The organism is Salinibacterium sp. dk2585 (assembly GCF_008001035.1).
Classification (GTDB): Bacteria; Actinomycetota; Actinomycetes; order Actinomycetales; family Microbacteriaceae; genus Homoserinimonas.
In genome coordinates, this window is the sequence record NZ_CP042856.1 from 1619510 (window position 1) to 1637738 (window position 18229).

Here is an 18229-nt window from a genome sequence, read left to right on the forward strand (position 1 = left end):
CCCTTCAGGGGGCCACCAGTACGGGCGTGCCGAGTGGCAGGGCCGCGAGGTACTGTGCCGTCGCCGCGTCGACGCGGACGCATCCGTTGGAGATCGGGCCGGAGCGGGCGTCGTGATAGTGGAATGCCGTGACGGCGACGGATGCTCCCCCAAAGCCATCGAGGGTCGGCGACTGCACCGCGAGGGCAGTCGTCGGGTTGCCCCGCGTGTACGTGGCTGCCGGGTCGGTGAACACCGTCATGACGAAGGTGCGGCCGAGCGGGGTGGGCGTCGCCGGCGTGCCGAAGCCGAAACCGGAACTCTCGTAGACGCTCTGCCCCGACTCCGTGACGGAGATGGTGCCCACGGAGAGGCTCACGCGCACGAGGTAGGGGTTCTCGCTGAGCGTCACGTCGGCGGCACGAAGCCACCCCGTCGTCTGGCCCACGACACCGCCAGAGGGAAGGCCGGCCCGCGCTGGCAGGAGCACCCGAACCCAGTGCGCGTGCTGCTCGATCACGGGGACCGCGGTGCCATCATGGGCCTGCGCCTGAGGAAGCTGGGCGACGGGCAATGCGCCGGGTTCGGCGAAGACGGGGATCGCCGGGGCAAGCGCCGATGCGGTCAGGGGCAGCACGGGCGCATCCGGCTCGGGGTCGAGCGGCAGCTCGGGGATGACCGAGTACACCTGTGTCGCCGGCAGCGCCGCGAGGTCGTAGGTGGAGGGATCCGCCGGGTATTGCTCGACAGGACTGGGGCTTGGAGTGGGGCTGGGGCGCGCTTTCGCGGTGCTCTCGGTGCTCGTGGACGCCTTCTCGGCGGGGGCGTCGTCATCGCGCGGCCAGAGGAGCACGGCACACAGCCCCGCCACCGCGATCGCGATGCCCGCCCCCGCGACGTGCGTCGTGCTCCGCCTCTCCACTTGGGCCCCTTCCTCGACGACGCCACTGTTGCGCGACTCCCACGCTCTCACATCGTGCAGCCACTCTCGCTGCGATGCGGTGCATGCGCAATGCTGGACGCATGACGATCTCGGTTCCGTCCCTCGAGCAACTCCGAACCCGTTCGAGCGCAAAGTGGCGCACATACCCCGACGACGTGCTCCCCCTCTTCGTCGCCGAACTCGACTTCGCGCTCGCCGCACCCATCGCAGAGGCACTGCACGACAGCATCCGTCGCAGCGACACGGGGTACGCATCGGGCGACGCTGAGCTTCCCGAGGCCTTCAGCCGCTTTGCCGCCGAGCGCTGGGGCTGGAGCGTCGACATCCAGCACGTGCGTTCGACGGCGGACGTCAGCATGGGCATTGTCGAGTGCCTGCGCCGCGTCACCGAGACAGGCGACCGGGTCGTCATCACGCCACCCGTCTATCCGCCGTTCTTCGACCTCGTCCGCGAATCGGGAGCCGCCGTCGTCGCGGTGCCGCTTCGAGATTCGGATGCCTCGGACCACTCCGCATGGAGCCTCGATCTCGATGCCATCGAGGCCGCGTTCCGCGACGGAGCGAAGGCCATGGTGCTGTGCAACCCGCACAATCCCCTCGGACATCCGCACCCGCGGAGCGAACTCGAGGAACTGGCCCGCATCGCCGACCGCTACGGCGTCACGATCGTGAGTGACGAGATCCATGCTCCCCTCACGCACAGCGATGGCGACTCTGTGCCTTACCTCACGGTGAGCCAGGAGGCCCGCGACCACGGCATCGCGATCACATCCGCGAGCAAGGCCTTCAACCTGGCCGGGCTGAAGTGCGCCGTCATGGTGACGGCAAGTGCGCGCATGCGTGCCGTCGTGTCCGGCATGTACCAGGAGGTCTTCTGGCGCACCTCACACCTTGGTGCCATCGCGAGCGTCGCGGCGTTCCGCTATGGCAGCGCGTGGCTCGACGATGCCATCGCGACGCTCGAAGGCAATCGCTCGCTGCTCACGCGCCTACTCGCTGAGAAGCTCCCCGGCGTCGCCTATCGCGAGCCCGCTGCGAGCTACCTCGCGTGGCTCGACTTCAGGGCGCTCGGGCTCGGCGACAACCCGGCCGAGCGCCTGCTCTCGGATGCCCGCGTCGCCCTCAGCCCGGGCCCGGACTTTGGTGGGCAGGGCACAGGTTTCGCCCGCCTGAACTTCGGATGTTCGCCGGAAGTGCTAACGGAGGCGATCGAGCGCATCGCCGCCGCTACCATCGGCTCCCATGACCGCCAATGACGACGCCAAGAACTCGACCGTACTGCTCAGCGTGACCGACGGGCTCGCCCGGGTCACCCTCAACCGTCCCGCTCGCCTGAACGCGATCGATGCCGACGCGGCAGATCGCTGGCGCGACGTCGCCCGCGAGGTCACGGAGCGCGACGACGTGCAAGCGGTGCTGCTGGATGCCGCGGGGCCGGCATTCTGCGCGGGTGGCGACGTGCAGGCGATGGCGACCGCAGACTACGACGCCGCATCGATCGCCGACCACGCAGACGTGATCCACGAGGGTCACGCCCTCCTGCGAGCGGGCACGAAGCCGATCGTCGCAGCGGTCCAGGGCGCGGTCGCGGGCGGCGGCCTCGGATTCATGCTCTGCGCCGACTACATCATCGCCGCCGACACGGCTTTCTTCGCATCCCGCTATGCCGCGATCGGCCTCACCCCCGACTGCGGCGTGAGCACGCTCCTCACGGAGGCGGTCGGCATGCGCCGCGCACTCCAGTTGGCCCTCAGCGACGTGCGCCTCACGGCGGACGAGGCGAGGGAGTGGGGGCTCGTCACCGAGGTCGTGCAGGCAGACCAGATCGCGACTCGAGCCGAGGAGGTCGCGACACATTGGCTCGCGGGGGCGGCCGGCGCCTACGGAGAAGCGCGACGCCTCCTCAGGGCCGCACCCCTCCGCCCGGTGCAGGAGTCCCTCGACGATGAGGCGCGCACGATCGCGCGGGCGTTCAGCACCCCGGATGCGCAGCGTCTCATCGCCGCCTTCACCGCCCCACGGAAGCGCTAGCTCCCCAAAGCGGAACGCTGACTCCCCGTCAGGACATGACGGGGACGTCGACCATGTTGACCCGCTCGTTGGGAACACAGTGGGTCATCGTGAGGCCCTCGACATTGCGGTGACCGTTCTTGCCCAGATTCTGCATGCGCTGGCTCTCTTCGGCGTTGAGCGTCTGCGTCGCGAGCGGACCGAGATCGGCCACCTCCTCGAGCCCGATGCCCAGGCCCTCACCCACCCGCGCGCCGAGTTCGTCGTCGCACATGTAGAAGTGCCACAGCATCCGTTCCTGCACGGGCCGCGCGGCCTCCCCGATGAGGGTGACGAAGTTGAGCACGAGGTCGTCCTTCTCCCAGTCCTCCAGGAGCTGGTAGCGCTGTCCGGCCTGCATGTAGTCGTTCGTGCGCGGGATGCGGGCGCGCACGAGTCGCGCAGTGATCTCGGGGCCGATCTCGGACTGGTGCTCGCGCGGCGCTTCTGCGAGGCCACCCGTGATCGACGGCTCGTAGTTGACGTGGGGGTTCTCATCGCCGCCGTCAACGAAGTAGGTCATCTGGCCGTCACGCTGATTCGTCGCGACCTTCGCGTTCTTCGCCCGGTTCACCGGCAGCTGCAGGTAGTTCGGGCCGACGCGGTACCGCTGCGTGTCACTGTAGGAGAAGGTGCGACCGACGAGCATCTTGTCGTCGGAGAACTCGAGTCCGTCGACCAGGACCCCCGTGCCGAAGGCGATCTGCTCGTTCTCTGCGAAGAAGTTCTCGACATTGCGGTTGAGCACCATGGTGCCGACGTGCCGCGTGGGGAACTCGTTCTCGGGCCACACTTTGGTGTCGTCGAGCGGGTCGAAGTCGAGTTCGGGGTGCTCGTCATCGCTCATGAGTTGCACGTAGAGCTCCCACTCGGGGTAGTCGCCCTCCTCGATCGCTTGGAACATGTCGTGGGAGGCGTGACCGAGGTCGCCCGCCTGCACGGCCGCGGCATCCGCCTCGGTGAAGCTCTTGACCCCGGCCTTGGGAATCCAGTGGTACTTGACCAAGTGGCTGACGCCCTCCGCGTTGACCCAGCGGTAGGTGTTGACTCCGAAGCCCTGCATCGTGCGGTAGCTCGCCGGGATGCCGCGCGGGCTGAAGAGGTTCACGAGCATGTGCATCGACTCCGGGGTCTGCGACATGAAGTCGAAGATGCGTGCTGGCTCCTGGCGGAAGGTCACCGGATCGGGCTTAAGCGAGTGGATGACGTCAGGGAACTTGATCGCGTCACGGATGAAGAAGACCGCGAGGTTGTTGCCCACGAGGTCCCAGTTGCCGTCCTCCGTATAGAACTTGACGGCGAAGCCGCGCGGGTCGCGCGCCGCCTCGGATGAATCGCGACCGCCGATGACGCTCGAGAGGCGCACGGCGACATCCGTGCGCTTGCCAGCCGTGTTGAAGAGCTTCGCCCGCGTGTACTTCTCAATGGGTTCGTCGCCGACTTTGCCGGTCGCCTCGAAGTAGCCATAGGAGACGAAGCCGCGGGCATGCACGACGCGCTCCGGGATGCGCTCGCGGTCGAAGTGGCTGATCTTCTCGAGGAACTGGTAGTTCTCGAGCGTTGCCGGCCCTCGCGCGCCCACCGAGCGCGTGTTCTGGTTGTCGACAACCGGATGCCCCTGCCTGGTGGTCAGTGTGCCCCGCGCCGTCGACGTCGCCTGCTTGTCGGATGCCATGTTCCACTCCTCTTGTCGAACTGCCGGTGTCTACAGACCCACTCTGCATCGCTTGTGCGGGTCGTGCACGGATGCTCGGGGAACGTGGAGGATGCTGGTCTGGCCCCCATAGGATGGCACCACTCGTCGAAAGGATGTCGCGTGTCGACTCTCACTCTCAGCCCCGGTCGCCCGACCCTCGCCGACCGTCTCGTCTCGCGGAGCCTCGCGATGGACGTCGTGCTCATCACGGCGGGCGCCGCCGTAGTCGCGGTTGCATCGCAGCTTTACATTCCGATCCAGCCCGTGCCGATCACGATGCAGACGCTCGCGGTGTTGCTCGTCGGCAGCACGCTCGGAGCGCTCCGCGGTACGCTCGCGATGGTGCTCTACATGGCGCTTGGCCTCGTCGGCCTCCCCGTCTTCAGTGAGGGCACTTCGGGCGCGGCGGTGTTGTTCGGTGCGACCGGCGGATACATCATCGGCTTCGCCTTTGCGGCCGCGCTCACCGGCTGGCTCGCCCAGCGCGACTGGGACAAGAAGTTCCTGGGCGCCGCCCTCTCCTTCAGCGCCGGCACGGTCGTGATTTTCGCCTTCGGTCTCCTCGGCCTCGCGGTCACGCTCGGCGGCACGCTCGAGCAGACGCTTGCATGGGGTCTCTACCCCTTCATCATCGGCGGCATCGTCAAGGCCGGCATCGCCGCGGCTGCCGTCCCTGCAACCTGGAAACTCGCCGACCGCATCGCGAAGGCGGGCGACTGACACCGCTCCACCGTCAGCGACGGCCCGACCGCACTGCGGTCGGGCCGTCGTCGTTTCCGGGTCTATGCTGGTCGCAGGGGTTTGTTGCACTCAGACCAACAATCCCAATCCCGACCGCTCCCCAGCTCAAAGGACCCCATGCGTCGCGCCCAAAGAACCCTGACCTTCGTCGGCGGGTCCGCCCTCGCCCTCAGCCTGCTCGCGGGCTGCGCCGCCGCAGCTCCGTCTTCGGAGGAACCCGTCGCAGGCGGCACGCTCGTCTATGCGACGGGTGACGCGGAGCCCAGCTGCCTCGACCCGCACGTCGGCGGCAACTACCCGCAGGCGCTGCTCGCCACGCAGTACATCGAGTCCCTCGTCTCGAAGAACGCAGACGGCGACATCATCCCGTGGCTCGCGGAGTCATGGGAGGAGAGCGACGACGGCCTCAGCTGGGAGTTCAGACTCCGCGACGACGTGAGCTTCACCGACGGCACGCCGCTCACGGCTGATGCCGTCGCCGCGAACATCGCCCACCTCAAGGACCCCGAAACCGCGTCGTCGACCGGCTACCTCGCGGTCGGCAAGATCGAGTCGACGACATCCCTCGATGAGCACACCCTCCGCATCGACCTCTCGGCTCCCGACAGCGCACTGCTCGATTCCTTCAGCATGCCGTGGGTCGGCATCCAGTCCCCCACTGCCCTTGAACGCGGCGAGGACGCGAACTGCGAATCCCCCGTCGGCACTGGCCCCTTCATCGTCGAGGAATGGACGAGGCAGCAGGGCGTGCGGCTCGTTCGCAACGAGGACTACAACTCATGGCCGCAGGACGCGGCGCACGAAGGCACCGCATGGCTGGAGGCGATCGACTGGCGTTTCATTCCGGATGCCGCGACGCGCTATGCCGCCCTCCAGTCCGGCGAGGTCGACGTGATCGACAACCCCCAGCCCAACGCCCTCGCGGCGGCCTCCGAAGACGGGCCGATCACCGCGGTGGCCGCGCCGCGCCCCGGAGCCTCCAACCGCATCGAACTGAACGCGGGCAAGGCGCCCTTCGACGATGCGCGTGTTCGCGAGGCGTTCATCCGCGCCGCAAAGGTCAACGACGGCATCGAGGGGCTCTTCTTCGGCACCGTGGCCCGCTCATACTCCGTGCTCTCGAGCGTCGAGGCTGACTCCCTCTCCACTCCCGAGTACTTTGACGCTGATCTCGACGCCGCCAACGCGCTCCTCGATGCCGCGGGATGGACGCAGCGTGACGCCGATGGCTACCGCGTGAAGGATGGCCAGCGGCTCGTGTTGGAGTTCCCCGTGAGCACGAACCAGTCGGTGCCGGCCGAGCAGTCGCTCTTCGAGCAGATCCAGGCGACGGCGAAGCAGGCAGGGTTCCAGGTGATCCTTGAACCCCTCGACCTGTCGAGCTGGTACGGCGCCCTCGCTGCGCACGAGTACAACCTCGTGAGCGCTCCCTACACCAAGGTCGGGCCCGACGTGCTGCGCATCCTGTACCACAGCGACTCGACCGTGCCGGCGCCGAGCGGCTACTTCGCCAACCTCGCCCAGTTGAAGGACCCCAAGCTCGACGCGCTCCTGACGCAGGCCAGCGAGACGACGGATGCCACGCTTCGCGCCGAGCTCTACGAGGAGGCACAGGACATCGTGCTTTCCGGCTACCACGTGCTCCCGCTCTACGACCAGCAGAATCACTACCTCCATGGTGAGGACGTGGAGGGCATGCGCGCCCTGCCGACGGTGTCGACCCCGACGTTCTTCGACGCCTGGCTCTCGCGCTGACGCCGCGATGGGGGCCAGGGTGTTGCGGTGGGTCGCCGCGAAGGTTGCCGGTGGCGCCTTCGTGCTGTGGGCCATCGCGACGCTCATCTTCTTCGGCCTGCGGCTGATCCCGGGCGACCCGGCCCAGGCACTCCTTGGCGGGCCCGGGTCACAGGCCTCGGCGGAGGCCCTCGCCCTCGTCCGCCGCGAGCACGGCCTGGACCTGCCCCTCGCGGAACAGTACCTGCTCGCGATGGGGCGCCTCGCGACGGGTGACCTCGGCACGTCCTATTCACTCCGCCAGGACGTGCTCACGCTCATCGGGCAACAGTTCTGGGGCACCCTCCTGCTCACCGTGCTCTCGCTCGCGACCGCGTGGGCGATCGCGCTGCTCCTGGCGACGTGGGCGACGCGAGGCAGCCGGTCGGGGCGAGCCGTTGCATCCGGGCTCGAGGTCGTTGCCTCTGCCGTGCCGCACTTCTGGCTCGCATCGATGCTCATCCTGCTCTTCAGTTCCCTCCTCGGGCTGTTGCCGCCCGTGAGCGTGGAGGGGCCGAGCGGTCTCGTGCTACCAGTGCTCACGCTCGCGCTTCCCCTCGCGGGGTTCCTCGCGCAGGTCATGCGCGAATCGCTCGCGGATGCGCTCGAATCGCCCTTCGTGCTCTCGGCGCGCGCCCGGGGCGAGACCGAGACCGGCGTTCGCTGGCGGCACGCCATCCGGCATGCCTCCTTGCCCGCCATCTCGCTCTCCGGGTGGGCCTTCGGCTCGCTCATCAGTGGCGCGGTCGTCGTCGAGACCGTCTTCGCCCGTCCCGGCCTCGGCCGGAGCCTGCTCAGCGCGGTCACGGCGCGCGACATCCCCATGGTCACGGGCATCGCGCTTGTCTCTGCGCTCTCGTTCGTCCTCGTGACGATCGCGACCGACGCGATCGACCGTGTCGCCGACCCGCGACTGAGGCGCGCATGACCGCCCCCGAGACCGCGGGCACGGGCTACGGAACGGCACACGTCGCCGCCCGGCCCGGCGCCGGCCTGACAGCCGGAGAGGTAGTCAGCCTCGCGGTCATCCTGCTCTTGGCGGCCGCCGCACTCGTGCCCCAGTTGCTCGCGCCCGGCGACCCCCTCGCGATCTCACCGACGGAGGCGTTCCAGGCACCCTCGTGGCAGCATCCCTTCGGCACCGACGAATCGGGCCGGGATGTCTACACCCGCGTCATCCACGGCGCGGGCCAGTCCCTTCTCATCGGGCTTGCGGCGACAGCGATCGGGATCGGCCTCGCGCTCGTGCTGGGCACGCTCGGGGCCGTCGGCGGACGCGCCCTCGACTTCGCCACGACCCGCATCAATGAAGTGCTGTTCGCACTCCCCGGACTGCTGCTCGCGCTCGTGTTCATCGCGATCGTCGGCCCGGGGGTCACGACGACGACGATCGCCGTCGGGCTCTCGACAGCGCCCGGCTACGCGCGCATCATCAGGAGTCGCATCCTGGCTGTGCGGCGCTCCGGGTACGTCGAAGCTGCGGTCGTCCTCGGCCACCGCCCGCTGACCGTCCTCGGGCGGCACATCCTGCCCAACGCAGTGGCACCGGTCTTCGTGCTCGCGACGCTCGGGGTCGGCCAGGCCATCGTGTGGGCCTCATCCCTCAGCTACCTCGGCCTCGGTGTCGTGCCTCCCGCGGCGGAGTGGGGTGCGATGCTCTCGGCGGGCCGCCCCTACATCTCCGTCGCGTGGTGGCTCACGGTGTTCCCGGGGCTCGCGATCGTCGCCACCGCAGCATCAGCGACGGCGCTCGGCCGCAGCCTGCAGTCGCGCACGAGACAGGAGCAGTCATGACGGTTCCGCTGCTCACGGTCGACCGGCTCTCGGTCGCCTTCTCGGGAGGCACGGTCGTACGCGAGGTCTCATTTGAGATCAGCCCGGGAGAGTGCCTCGCGATCGTTGGTGAATCCGGGTCTGGCAAGAGCGTGACCGCGCGATCACTCCTGGGCCTTACGGGTGGCCACGTCTCGGCCGAGCGCCTGCGCTTGGGCGAGCACGACCTCCTGGCTGCTGGACCGAAGCAGTGGCGCTCCATTCGCGGCGGCGAGGTCGGCCTCGTGCTGCAGGATGCGCTCGTCTCGCTCGACCCCCTGAGGCCGGTCGGCCGGGAGATCGACGACACCCTGCGCCTGCACACCTCGCTCTCCCCTGCCGAACGTCGCGACAGGGTCATCGAGGTGCTCGAGTCGGTGAGCATGCCGGATGCCCCGTCCCGCGCGTTGCAACGCGCGGGTGAACTCTCCGGCGGCCTTCGCCAGCGGGCACTCATCGCGAGTGCGATCGCGGCGTCACCACGCCTCATCATCGCCGACGAGCCGACGACCGCGCTCGACGCGACCGTCCAGGCCCAGGTGCTGCGCCTGCTCGCGCAACTCCGCGCCGACGGCACCGCCCTCCTGCTCATCAGCCACGACCTCGCCGTCGTCAGGGAGGTGGCCGACCGGATCGTCGTCATGCGCGCCGGCGAGATCGTCGAGACCGGCAGCGTCGGCGAGGTGCTGGATTCTCCTCGGCATGACTACACGCGCGCACTCATCCGTTCAGTGCCGTCGGGGGTCCCTCGGGGCGCACCGCTCACCGCGCCGAGCGATGCAGGCGGCACACGGAACACGGCGGCGCCGTCGCCCTCGACCGGGCCGATCGTGCTGGAGGCGCGCGGACTCAGCAAGTCGTTCCCACGCCGGCATCAGGCACCGCTCCTCGCGGTGGACGATGTCTCGATCTCGCTTCGGCGCGGCAGCACCCTCGGTCTCGTCGGAGAGTCCGGCTCGGGCAAGACGACCGTCGCGCGCATGCTCCTCGGCCTTGCGACGCCCGATGAAGGCGCGGTCGACCTCGCCGGTGAGCGGTTCAGCGGCATCCCGGAGCGCCTACGACGGCCACGACGACGGATGCTCGGCGCCGTCTACCAAGACCCACTCAGCTCCTTCGACCCGCGTCACACGGTGCAGCGCATCCTGCGCGACGCGCTACACCCGAGGGATGCGAATGCGCCCCATCGGGTCACGGAACTGCTCGACTCGGTCGGCCTGCCGAGCTCCGTGCTGACACGCCGACCACTGCATCTCTCGGGCGGGCAGCGCCAGCGGGTCGCGATCGCCCGCGCCCTCGCTCCCCGGCCCGAGGTGCTCATCTGCGACGAACCCGTCTCGGCCCTCGACGTCTCGGTGCAGGCGCAGGTGCTCGACCTGCTCGATGAGCTGCAGCGCGAACACGGGCTCGCCTACCTCTTCATCTCACACGACCTCGGAGTGGTGCAGCACATGAGCGACCGCATCGCCGTCATGCGTGCGGGCATGATCGTGGAGGAGGGTGACGCGACGACGGTGTTCGCCTCGCCGCAGCACGAGCACACAGGGCAACTCGTGGAATCCACACCCCGTCTCGAGAGGAATCAGCGGTCATGACGAGCGCACGCGCAACAGGCAAGGGTCGTCCGCCCGCGGCCTCGCGGGAGATGCTCCAGGACGCGGCATTCGAGCTCTTCCTCGAGCAGGGCTACGCCGGCACCACCGTTGAGCACATCACGCGGAGGGCGGGCGTCAGCCGCAACACCTTCTTCAACTACTTCGACGCGAAGGGCGATGTCTTCTGGGTCGAGCTCGACGATGCCCTCGCTCGGCTTGCGGAGGAGCTCGCGGCGCATAAGCCGGGCAGCGAACCGCTGCCCGCGCTGCGTGACGTGCTGCTCACGCTGGGCGCGGATTACGGCGCAGACGCCGTGCCTTTCGCGCTGACGCAACGGGAACTGATCGGCGGCGTGCACGAACTCCAGGCCTCCGCCGTCACTCGCTTCGTGGCCGCGGCCCGCGGCATCCGCACCTTCCTCGTCGAGCGCGGGGTCGCGAGCGACATGGCGCAGGCCGTCGCGTACGCCGTCATGGCCGCGTGCGTCGCCGCGACCCAGTCGTGGGCCGCCGCCGGGCCGCAGAGGGGCGCCCTCTCGACCTACATCGATGCGACGGTCACACCGATTCTCGCGGGGTACCAGCACGGCCGCTGAGGCGGGGCGACGCCCGCAGCACGAAAGGGCCTCCGATAGCATGGGATGACCTGACACTCAGGCACCTCAGCACAGACACGGTGCCGCACACATCGAACCGGAGCATCCCATGGCCGACGCCATCCCCGACAAGCCCGCCCTCGAAGGTCTCGAGCAGAAGTGGGGCCCGCGCTGGGAGGAGAAGGGCACCTACCGTTTCGATCGTGACTCAGCGACGCGCGAGAACATCTTCTCGATCGACACTCCCCCGCCCACGGCGTCGGGTTCACTCCACATCGGGCACGTCTTCAGCTACACGCACACCGACGTCGTCGCGCGCTACCAGCGGATGCGTGGCCGCACCGTCTTCTACCCCATGGGCTGGGACGACAACGGCCTGCCGACCGAGCGCCGCGTGCAGAACTACTACGGCGTGCGCTGCGACCCCACGCTCCCCTATGACCCGGACTTCACGCCGCCCTTCGAGGGCGGGGACAACAAGAGTTCCAAGGCAGCCGACCAGCTGCCGATCAGCCGTCGCAACTTTGTTGAGCTGTGCGAGCGCCTGACGGTCGAAGACGAGAAGCAGTTCGAAGACCTGTGGCGCAAGCTCGGCCTCAGCGTCGACTGGAGCCAGACCTACCGCACGATCTCGCCCGAGGCGCAGGCCACCGCACAGCGCGCGTTCCTGCGCAACCTTGAGCGCGGCGAGGCCTACCAGGCTGATGCGCCCACCCTCTGGGATGTCACCTTCCGTACCGCCGTCGCCCAGGCCGAGCTTGAGGACAAGGAGCAGCCCGGCGCCTACCACCGGCTCGCGTTCCACGGGCCCGAGGGCGACATCCACATCGAGACGACCCGGCCGGAACTGCTGCCGGCCTGTGTCGCCCTCGTCGCGCATCCGGACGACGAGCGCTACCAGGCGCTCTTCGGCACAACCGTGCGCACGCCCCTCTTCGACGTCGAGGTTCCCGTCGTGGCCCACCGCCTCGCGCAGAAGGACAAGGGGTCTGGCATCGCCATGATCTGCACCTTCGGCGACCTGACCGACGTCATCTGGTGGCGCGAACTCGACCTGCCGAACCGCGCGATCATCGGCTTCGACGGCCGCGTCGTGAGTGAGGCACCCGACGCGATCACGAGTGCGGCTGGACGCGAGGCCTACGCGCAGCTTGCCGGCAAGACAGTGTTCAGCGCCAAAAAGACCATCGTTGAGCTGCTGCAGGCATCCGGCGAGATGATCGGCGAGGCCAAGGCAATCACCCACCCCGTGAAGTTCTTCGAGAAGGGTGACAAGCCCCTCGAGATCGTGTCGACGCGACAGTGGTACATCACCAACGGCGGGCGCGACGAGGCCCTTCGCGACGCGCTCGTCGCCCTCGGCAAGCAAATCGACTGGCACCCCGACTTCATGCGGGTGCGCTACGAAAACTGGGTCAACGGACTCAATGGTGACTGGCTCATCAGCCGCCAGCGCTTCTTCGGTGTGCCGATCCCCGTGTGGTATCCGCTCGATGGCGACGGCAACCCCGTCTTCGACTCCCCCATCGTGCCGAGCGAGGCGCAGCTCCCCGTCGACCCCTCGTCGGATGCCGCCCCCGGCTTCGAGGAGTCACAGCGTGGCGTGCCCGGCGGCTTCATCGGCGAGATCGACGTCATGGACACCTGGGCCACCTCCTCCCTGACCCCGCAACTCGCGGGCGGCTGGGAAACAGACCCCGAGCTCTTCAACCTCGTGTTTCCCTACGACCTGCGCCCCCAGGGCCAGGACATCATCCGCACCTGGCTGTTCTCGACCGCGCTGCGTTCGCACCTCGAGCATGACGGCGTCGCGCCGTGGAAGCACGCCGCGATCTCGGGCTTCATCGTCGACCCCGACCGCAAGAAGATGTCGAAGTCGAAGGGCAACGTCGTCACGCCCGCGGGCATGCTCGACGACCACGGTTCCGACGCGGTGCGCTACTGGGCTGCCTCGAGCCGGCTCGGAACGGATGCCGCGTTCGACCCGCAGAACCCCAAGCAGATCAAGATCGGCCGCCGACTCGCGATCAAGGTGCTCAACGCATCCAAGTTCGCCTACTCCTACGAACTGCCGGGCGGGGAGCACGACATCACGAACCCGCTCGACCGGGACGTGCTGGCGGAACTCGACCAGGTGATCGCCACAGCGACGCATGCGTTCGATGAATTCGACCACGCGCGTGCGCTCGAGACGACCGAGCAGTTCTTCTGGACCTTCTGCGACGACTACCTCGAGCTGGTCAAGGAACGCGCCTACGGCGCTTCGACGCCCGAGGGGCAGGCCAGCGCGGTGCTCACGCTCCGCGCCGCCGTCGACACGATGCTGCGCCTGCTCGCGCCGTTCCTTCCCTTCGCAACCGAGGAGGTGTGGTCGTGGACGCACGAGTCCTCGATCCACGCAGCCGAGTGGCCCGCGCCGCGCGGCACTGAGGCTCCCACCGGAATCCTGCCCGCCGTGAGCGCCGCCCTGATCGGCATCCGGCGCGCGAAGACGGATGCCAAGGCCTCGCAGAAGACGCCCGTCACCTCCGCGACGATTGCCGCACCGGAGGAGCAGCTCTCGCTCCTGCGACTCGCGGAGGACGACCTCAAGGCCGTTGGACGCATCGCCGAGTTGAGCTTCGTGGTCGGCGAGGAGCTCGCCGTCATCGACATCGTCCTGGAAGAGCAGCCGTCCTGATGCAGCTCGGCACACGCTGGTCGGTCGGGGCTGAGAGCCCCGACCGGCTGCCTGCGCCCGTGCGCGACGCGATCCGCGGAGTGGACGAGGAACTCCTTGCGCTCGCCTCCGAGACTTTCGACCCCACGACGTGGCGCTGGACCCTCACCTGGCTCGAGGGCCGCCCCATCGCCGAGCTCGACGACGGCACGGTCGTGATGCTCGACGCGGCGGGCGGGGTCCTCGTCACCCCGGCCGGATAGCCAGCGCGGAAGATCAGCCGCGGCAGAGCACCTCGCCGTGCGGCATTCCCATCCACCCGTCAGGGTCAACGGCCCAGGCAGCCCATGCCTCCGAGATTCCCTTCAGGTCAGCCGGACTTGCCAGGCCGTGCTCCAGTGCGCTCACGGCGAAGGCGGACTCAAGTGCGCGATCTCGCCACAGGCCGCCCCACCACTCGCGCTCTTCATCGGATGCGAAGCACCAGATCGAGGCCGAGCTCTCGATGCGCGTGAAGCCCGCCGCGCGAGCCCATTCCTTGAGGCGTCGGCCCGCGTCCGGCTCGCCTGCGTTACGGCGGGCAACACGCTGGTACAGCTCCGCCCACGCCGTGAGCCCTGCCGAGCTTGGGTGCACCACGGTGCCCGCATAGTCCACATCGCGAGCAGCGACGACACCGTCCGGCGTGACGACCCGCCGCATCTCCCTCAGGGCGGCGATCGGATCGGCCAGGTGCTGCAGCGTCTGGTGCGTATGCACGACCTCGAAGGATGCTTCGGGCAAGCCCGTCTCGTAGGCACTCCCGACCACGAACTCGACATTGTCGACGCCCTGTTCGCGCGCGAGCGCCCTCGCCTGCTCGACGATCTCAGGCGCCGCGTCAAGCCCAACGACCCGGCCAGGAGCAACCCGACGGGCCAGGTCGATTGTGATCGTGCCGGGACCGCTGCCGATGTCGAGCACCGACATGCCTGGACTCAGCTCGGGCGCGAGATACGCGGCAGAGTTGTCGACCGTGCGCCAGGTGTGCGACCTGAGAACGCTCTCGTGGTGTCCATGGGTGTAGCGCTCGCGCGCTGCCGTGTCTTCGCTCACACCGTCAGCCTATTTGCGCCCTCGACCCCAGGAGAACCAGGCCATAAGCGCCGCGCCCACCAGGAGGCCCCAGAATGCGGCCCCGATGCCGAGGAAGGTCAGTCCCGACGCCGTCACGAGAAACGTCGCGATGGCTGCCGTGCGGTGTCGCGCGTCATCCAGCGCCGAGCTCACGGAACTCACGAGCGCCCCCAGCACGGCGAGCCCGGCCACAGCGATGATGAGGATGGCAGGGGCGGCAGAGACGACCGCTGTGGCGACCCCCGCGCCCAGCCCCAGCGCGATGAACACGGCACCGCTGCTCGCAGCCGCGACCCAGCGCCGGTGCCGGTCCGGGTGCGCCTCGGGGCTCGCGGCGATGGCGGCCGTGATGGCGGCGAGGTTGATCGCGTGACCCCCGAGCACGCTCCCGGCCACCGTTCCGAGGCCAGTCGAAATGAAGACCGCACGCGGCGGGGGCTCGTAGCCGAAGCTCTTCATGACCACGAAACCGGGAACGTTCTGTCCCGCCATCGTGACGATGAACAGGGGCAGGCCCAGGCTGACGACGACGAGCGGATCGAACTCGGGCAGCACCGGCACGAGCACGGGTGCCAGGCCGTCACGCGAGAGCCACTCCGTGCCCGCGCTGGCAAGGATGACCGCGACCGCGACTGCCATTGCGGCCGGCACCGCCCACCGCGGCGCCAAGCGCAGCAAGAGTGCCCAGACCAGCACGATGGGGCTCGCGAGGAGGGGGTGTTCCACCACGGCTGTGATGGGCGCAAGGCAGATCGGCAGCAGGATCCCGGCCAGCATCGCGCTCGCGAGGGGCGTAGGGATGCGGGTCACTGCACGCCCGAGCCAGGGCCAGAGCCCACACAGTGCGATCAGGACTCCGCACACGATGAATGCACCGACGGCACTGGCAAAGCTGACTTCGCCACCGCTGGCAGCGATCAATACTGCCGCGCCGGGGGTAGACCAGACGACCGAGATGGGTTGGCGGAAACGCCACGACAAGAGGATGGTGATGAGCCCGGATGCGACGCAGAGGGCCAGCAGTCCAGACGACGCCTGCGCATCGCTGGCGCCGACGGCGTGCAGTCCGGCGATCACCAGTGCGAACGACGATGCGAAGCCACTGATCGCGGCGACGAACCCGGTGGAGACCGGCTGGAGCAGGGGGACTCCCGCTCCCGCCGTACTAGGCAGACTTCTCCTGGCGCCTCTGCGTGCGCGGCACGATCGTCGGCGCTGCTCCACTCAGCACTGCGTCGCGCGTTACCACGACGCGGGCGATGTCATCGTCGGAGGGCACGTCGAACATGATCGAACCGAGCACCTCCTCCATGATCGAGCGCAATCCGCGGGCGCCCGTCTGGCGCAGGACCGCGAGATCGGCGATCGACTCGAGCGCGTCGGGCTCGAACTCGAGCTCGACACCGTCGAGCTCGAACATGCGCTGGTACTGCTTGACAAGCGCATTCTTCGGTTGCGTGAGGATGTCCATGAGCGCGACCTGGTCGAGCGGCGTGACCGTGGTCACGACGGGCAGGCGCCCGATGAACTCGGGGATGAGGCCGAACTTGTGCAGGTCTTCCGGCAGCACCTCGCTGAAGAGGTTGACCTCGTCGCCCTTGCTGTGCAGGGGCGCACCGAAGCCGATGCCCTTCTTGCCCGCGCGCTGGGAGATGATCTCCTCGAGGCCTGCGAACGCGCCCGCCACGATGAAGAGCACGTTGGTCGTGTCGACCTGGATGAACTCCTGGTGCGGATGCTTGCGCCCGCCCTGCGGCGGAACGGAGGCGACGGTGCCCTCGATGATCTTCAGCAGCGCCTGCTGCACGCCCTCGCCAGAGACATCGCGCGTGATCGAGGGGTTCTCGGCCTTGCGCGCGATCTTGTCGATCTCGTCGATGTAGATGATGCCCGTCTCGGCACGCTTGACGTCGTAGTCGGCGGCCTGGATGAGCTTCAGGAGGATGTTCTCGACGTCTTCGCCGACGTAGCCCGCCTCGGTCAGCGCGGTGGCATCCGCGACCGCGAAGGGCACGTTCAATCGCTTGGCGAGCGTCTGCGCGAGGTAGGTCTTGCCACAGCCCGTGGGACCGATCAGCAGGATGTTGGACTTTGCGATCTCCACATCGTCGACGGCGGCGTCGGCCGGCGCGATGGTGTTGCGGGCGCGGACGCGCTTGTAGTGGTTGTAGACGGCGACGGAGAGTGCCTTCTTGGCCTTCTCCTGGCCGATCACATACTCCTCGAGGAAGCCGTAGATCTCGCGCGGCTTGGGCAGGTCGAACTCACTCGTGGCCACCTCGCCGGCTTCAGCGAGGCGCTCCTCGATGATCTCGTTGCACAGTTCGACACATTCGTCGCAGATGTATACGCCGGGGCCCGCAATGAGCTGCTGGACCTGCTTCTGGCTCTTTCCGCAGAAAGAACACTTGAGCAGGTCGGCACTCTCGCCAATTCGCGCCATGCGCCCCCTCCTCCATCGATCGGGACAGTGGATACGAGCCTAACCCGATCCAGTGACATCCCGCTGCATCCGTCGTCATCCGCGCGCCCTGAGACGCCGCGGGATGCGAAGGGCCCCGCCGCGACTGCGACGGGGCCCTCACGGTCGATACCTACTTGGTGATCGCCGGCAGGTTCTTGCGCGACGTGAGCACCTGGTCGACGAGGCCGTACTCGAGCGCCTCATGTCCGCTGAGAATCTTGTCGCGCTCGATGTCCTGGTTCACCTGCTCCTTGGTGCGGTTGGAGTGGCTTGCGATCGTCTCCTCGAGCCACTCGCGCATGCGGAGGATCTCCCGCGCCTGGATCTCGATGTCGGAGGCCTGGCCGCGACCCGCGTCACCCGCCGAGGGCTGGTGGATCAGCACGCGCGCGTTCGGCAGCGCGAGGCGCTTGCCGGGGGTGCCCGCCGCGAGGATGACCGCCGCCGCCGACGCGGCCTGCCCCAGGACGACAGTCTGGATCTGCGGGCGCACGTACTGCATCGTGTCGTAGATCGCCGTCATGGCGGTGAAGGAGCCACCCGGCGAATTGATGTACATGACGATGTCGCGGTCGGGGTCCTGGCTCTCGAGCACGAGGAGCTGCGCCATGATGTCATCGGCCGAGGCGTCGTCGATCTGCACGCCGAGGAAGATGATGCGGTCCTCGAAGAGCTTGGCGTAGGGGTCCTGGCGCTTGTAGCCGTAGGCGGTGCGCTCCTCGAAGGTCGGGAGGATGTAGCGCGACTCAGCCGGGCGAGCCATGCCACCTGGTGCATTGAGCATTGATGCGTGTCCTGTCGGTGTC

Annotated in this window: 16 protein-coding genes; 10 read left to right on the forward strand and 6 right to left on the reverse strand. The window is 68.3% G+C overall.

The window, feature by feature from the left end:
* Positions 1 to 4: 4 nt before the first annotated feature.
* On the reverse strand, positions 5 to 901 hold the full coding sequence (locus tag FVA74_RS07585) for a L,D-transpeptidase (protein WP_168220082.1): 897 nt from the start codon (positions 899 to 901) through the stop codon (positions 5 to 7).
* Positions 902 to 1002: 101 nt separating this feature from the next.
* Here FVA74_RS07585 and FVA74_RS07590 point away from each other — a divergent pair, with 101 nt between their 5' ends.
* Both FVA74_RS07590 and FVA74_RS07595 read left to right on the forward strand, forming a co-directional pair.
* Positions 1003 to 2178 (forward strand): MalY/PatB family protein, encoded by a 1176-nt coding sequence (locus FVA74_RS07590; protein WP_147721451.1) that lies wholly within the window; start codon positions 1003 to 1005, stop codon positions 2176 to 2178.
* Positions 2165 to 2953 carry an enoyl-CoA hydratase/isomerase family protein gene (locus FVA74_RS07595; RefSeq protein WP_147721452.1) on the forward strand — a complete coding sequence of 263 codons (789 nt, stop codon included), beginning with the start codon at positions 2165 to 2167 and terminating at the stop codon, positions 2951 to 2953. The genes FVA74_RS07590 and FVA74_RS07595 overlap by 14 nt, the downstream gene beginning before the upstream one ends.
* A 28-nt stretch (positions 2954 to 2981) precedes the next feature.
* On the opposite strand, the gene FVA74_RS07600 is transcribed toward FVA74_RS07595, so the two are convergent.
* Positions 2982 to 4646 carry a catalase gene (locus tag FVA74_RS07600; protein ID WP_147721453.1) on the reverse strand — a complete coding sequence of 555 codons (1665 nt, stop codon included), beginning with the start codon at positions 4644 to 4646 and terminating at the stop codon, positions 2982 to 2984.
* 141 nt (positions 4647 to 4787) lie between these two features.
* Here FVA74_RS07600 and FVA74_RS07605 point away from each other — a divergent pair, with 141 nt between their 5' ends.
* The 8 genes from FVA74_RS07605 (at position 4788) to FVA74_RS07640 (ending at position 14106) form a co-directional block, all read left to right on the forward strand.
* Positions 4788 to 5387 (forward strand): biotin transporter BioY, encoded by a 600-nt coding sequence (locus tag FVA74_RS07605; RefSeq protein ID WP_147721454.1) that lies wholly within the window; start codon positions 4788 to 4790, stop codon positions 5385 to 5387.
* 138 nt (positions 5388 to 5525) lie between these two features.
* A complete protein-coding gene (locus tag FVA74_RS07610) occupies positions 5526 to 7163 on the forward strand; it encodes an ABC transporter substrate-binding protein (protein WP_147721455.1) in 1638 nt (545 codons plus the stop codon).
* Between the two features lie 19 nt (positions 7164 to 7182).
* A complete protein-coding gene (locus FVA74_RS07615) occupies positions 7183 to 8109 on the forward strand; it encodes an ABC transporter permease (protein ID WP_370454508.1) in 927 nt (308 codons plus the stop codon).
* Complete coding sequence (locus FVA74_RS07620; protein WP_147721457.1) at positions 8106 to 8975, forward strand: ABC transporter permease; 870 nt, start codon at positions 8106 to 8108, stop codon at positions 8973 to 8975. The genes FVA74_RS07615 and FVA74_RS07620 overlap by 4 nt, the downstream gene beginning before the upstream one ends.
* Positions 8972 to 10588 (forward strand): ABC transporter ATP-binding protein, encoded by a 1617-nt coding sequence (locus FVA74_RS07625; protein ID WP_147721458.1) that lies wholly within the window; start codon positions 8972 to 8974, stop codon positions 10586 to 10588. The genes FVA74_RS07620 and FVA74_RS07625 overlap by 4 nt, the downstream gene beginning before the upstream one ends.
* Positions 10585 to 11184 carry a TetR/AcrR family transcriptional regulator gene (locus FVA74_RS07630; RefSeq protein ID WP_147721459.1) on the forward strand — a complete coding sequence of 200 codons (600 nt, stop codon included), beginning with the start codon at positions 10585 to 10587 and terminating at the stop codon, positions 11182 to 11184. The genes FVA74_RS07625 and FVA74_RS07630 overlap by 4 nt, the downstream gene beginning before the upstream one ends.
* A gap of 109 nt (positions 11185 to 11293) precedes the next feature.
* Complete coding sequence (valS, locus tag FVA74_RS07635; RefSeq protein ID WP_147721460.1) at positions 11294 to 13864, forward strand: valine--tRNA ligase; 2571 nt, start codon at positions 11294 to 11296, stop codon at positions 13862 to 13864.
* Positions 13864 to 14106: a hypothetical protein gene (locus tag FVA74_RS07640; protein ID WP_147721461.1), complete on the forward strand. Its 243-nt coding sequence runs from the start codon at positions 13864 to 13866 to the stop codon at positions 14104 to 14106. The genes valS and FVA74_RS07640 overlap by 1 nt, the downstream gene beginning before the upstream one ends.
* A gap of 13 nt (positions 14107 to 14119) precedes the next feature.
* On the opposite strand, the gene FVA74_RS07645 is transcribed toward FVA74_RS07640, so the two are convergent.
* From FVA74_RS07645 to FVA74_RS07660, 4 genes are all read right to left on the reverse strand, one after another.
* Entirely contained in the window at positions 14120 to 14938 is an 819-nt protein-coding gene (locus tag FVA74_RS07645) for a methyltransferase domain-containing protein (RefSeq protein WP_147721462.1), read from the reverse strand.
* 9 nt (positions 14939 to 14947) lie between these two features.
* On the reverse strand, positions 14948 to 16183 hold the full coding sequence (locus tag FVA74_RS07650) for a benzoate/H(+) symporter BenE family transporter (RefSeq protein WP_255471453.1): 1236 nt from the start codon (positions 16181 to 16183) through the stop codon (positions 14948 to 14950).
* Positions 16125 to 17402 carry an ATP-dependent Clp protease ATP-binding subunit ClpX gene (gene clpX / locus FVA74_RS07655; RefSeq protein WP_147721463.1) on the reverse strand — a complete coding sequence of 426 codons (1278 nt, stop codon included), beginning with the start codon at positions 17400 to 17402 and terminating at the stop codon, positions 16125 to 16127. Before clpX ends, FVA74_RS07650 begins: the two co-directional genes overlap by 59 nt.
* A gap of 151 nt (positions 17403 to 17553) precedes the next feature.
* The gene (locus FVA74_RS07660) at positions 17554 to 18207 is read right to left on the reverse strand and encodes an ATP-dependent Clp protease proteolytic subunit (protein ID WP_147721464.1); all 654 of its coding nucleotides are present in this window, start codon (positions 18205 to 18207) and stop codon (positions 17554 to 17556) included.
* Positions 18208 to 18229 lie beyond the last annotated feature (22 nt).

Excerpts from the sequence above, each read along its gene's own strand:
- FVA74_RS07610 (WP_147721455.1), top strand. The coding sequence starts at position 5,526 with ATGCGTCGCGCCCAAAGAACCCTGACCTTCGTCGGCGGGTCCGCCCTC.
- FVA74_RS07620 (WP_147721457.1), top strand. The coding sequence starts at position 8,106 with ATGACCGCCCCCGAGACCGCGGGCACGGGCTACGGAACGGCACACGTC.
- FVA74_RS07595 (WP_147721452.1), top strand. The coding sequence starts at position 2,165 with ATGACCGCCAATGACGACGCCAAGAACTCGACCGTACTGCTCAGCGTG.
- FVA74_RS07590 (WP_147721451.1), top strand. The coding sequence starts at position 1,003 with ATGACGATCTCGGTTCCGTCCCTCGAGCAACTCCGAACCCGTTCGAGC.
- FVA74_RS07625 (WP_147721458.1), top strand. The coding sequence starts at position 8,972 with ATGACGGTTCCGCTGCTCACGGTCGACCGGCTCTCGGTCGCCTTCTCG.
- clpX (WP_147721463.1), bottom strand. The coding sequence starts at position 17,402 with ATGGCGCGAATTGGCGAGAGTGCCGACCTGCTCAAGTGTTCTTTCTGC.
- FVA74_RS07640 (WP_147721461.1), top strand. The coding sequence starts at position 13,864 with ATGCAGCTCGGCACACGCTGGTCGGTCGGGGCTGAGAGCCCCGACCGG.
- FVA74_RS07660 (WP_147721464.1), bottom strand. The coding sequence starts at position 18,207 with ATGCTCAATGCACCAGGTGGCATGGCTCGCCCGGCTGAGTCGCGCTAC.
- FVA74_RS07630 (WP_147721459.1), top strand. The coding sequence starts at position 10,585 with ATGACGAGCGCACGCGCAACAGGCAAGGGTCGTCCGCCCGCGGCCTCG.
- valS (WP_147721460.1), top strand. The coding sequence starts at position 11,294 with ATGGCCGACGCCATCCCCGACAAGCCCGCCCTCGAAGGTCTCGAGCAG.
- FVA74_RS07600 (WP_147721453.1), bottom strand. The coding sequence starts at position 4,646 with ATGGCATCCGACAAGCAGGCGACGTCGACGGCGCGGGGCACACTGACC.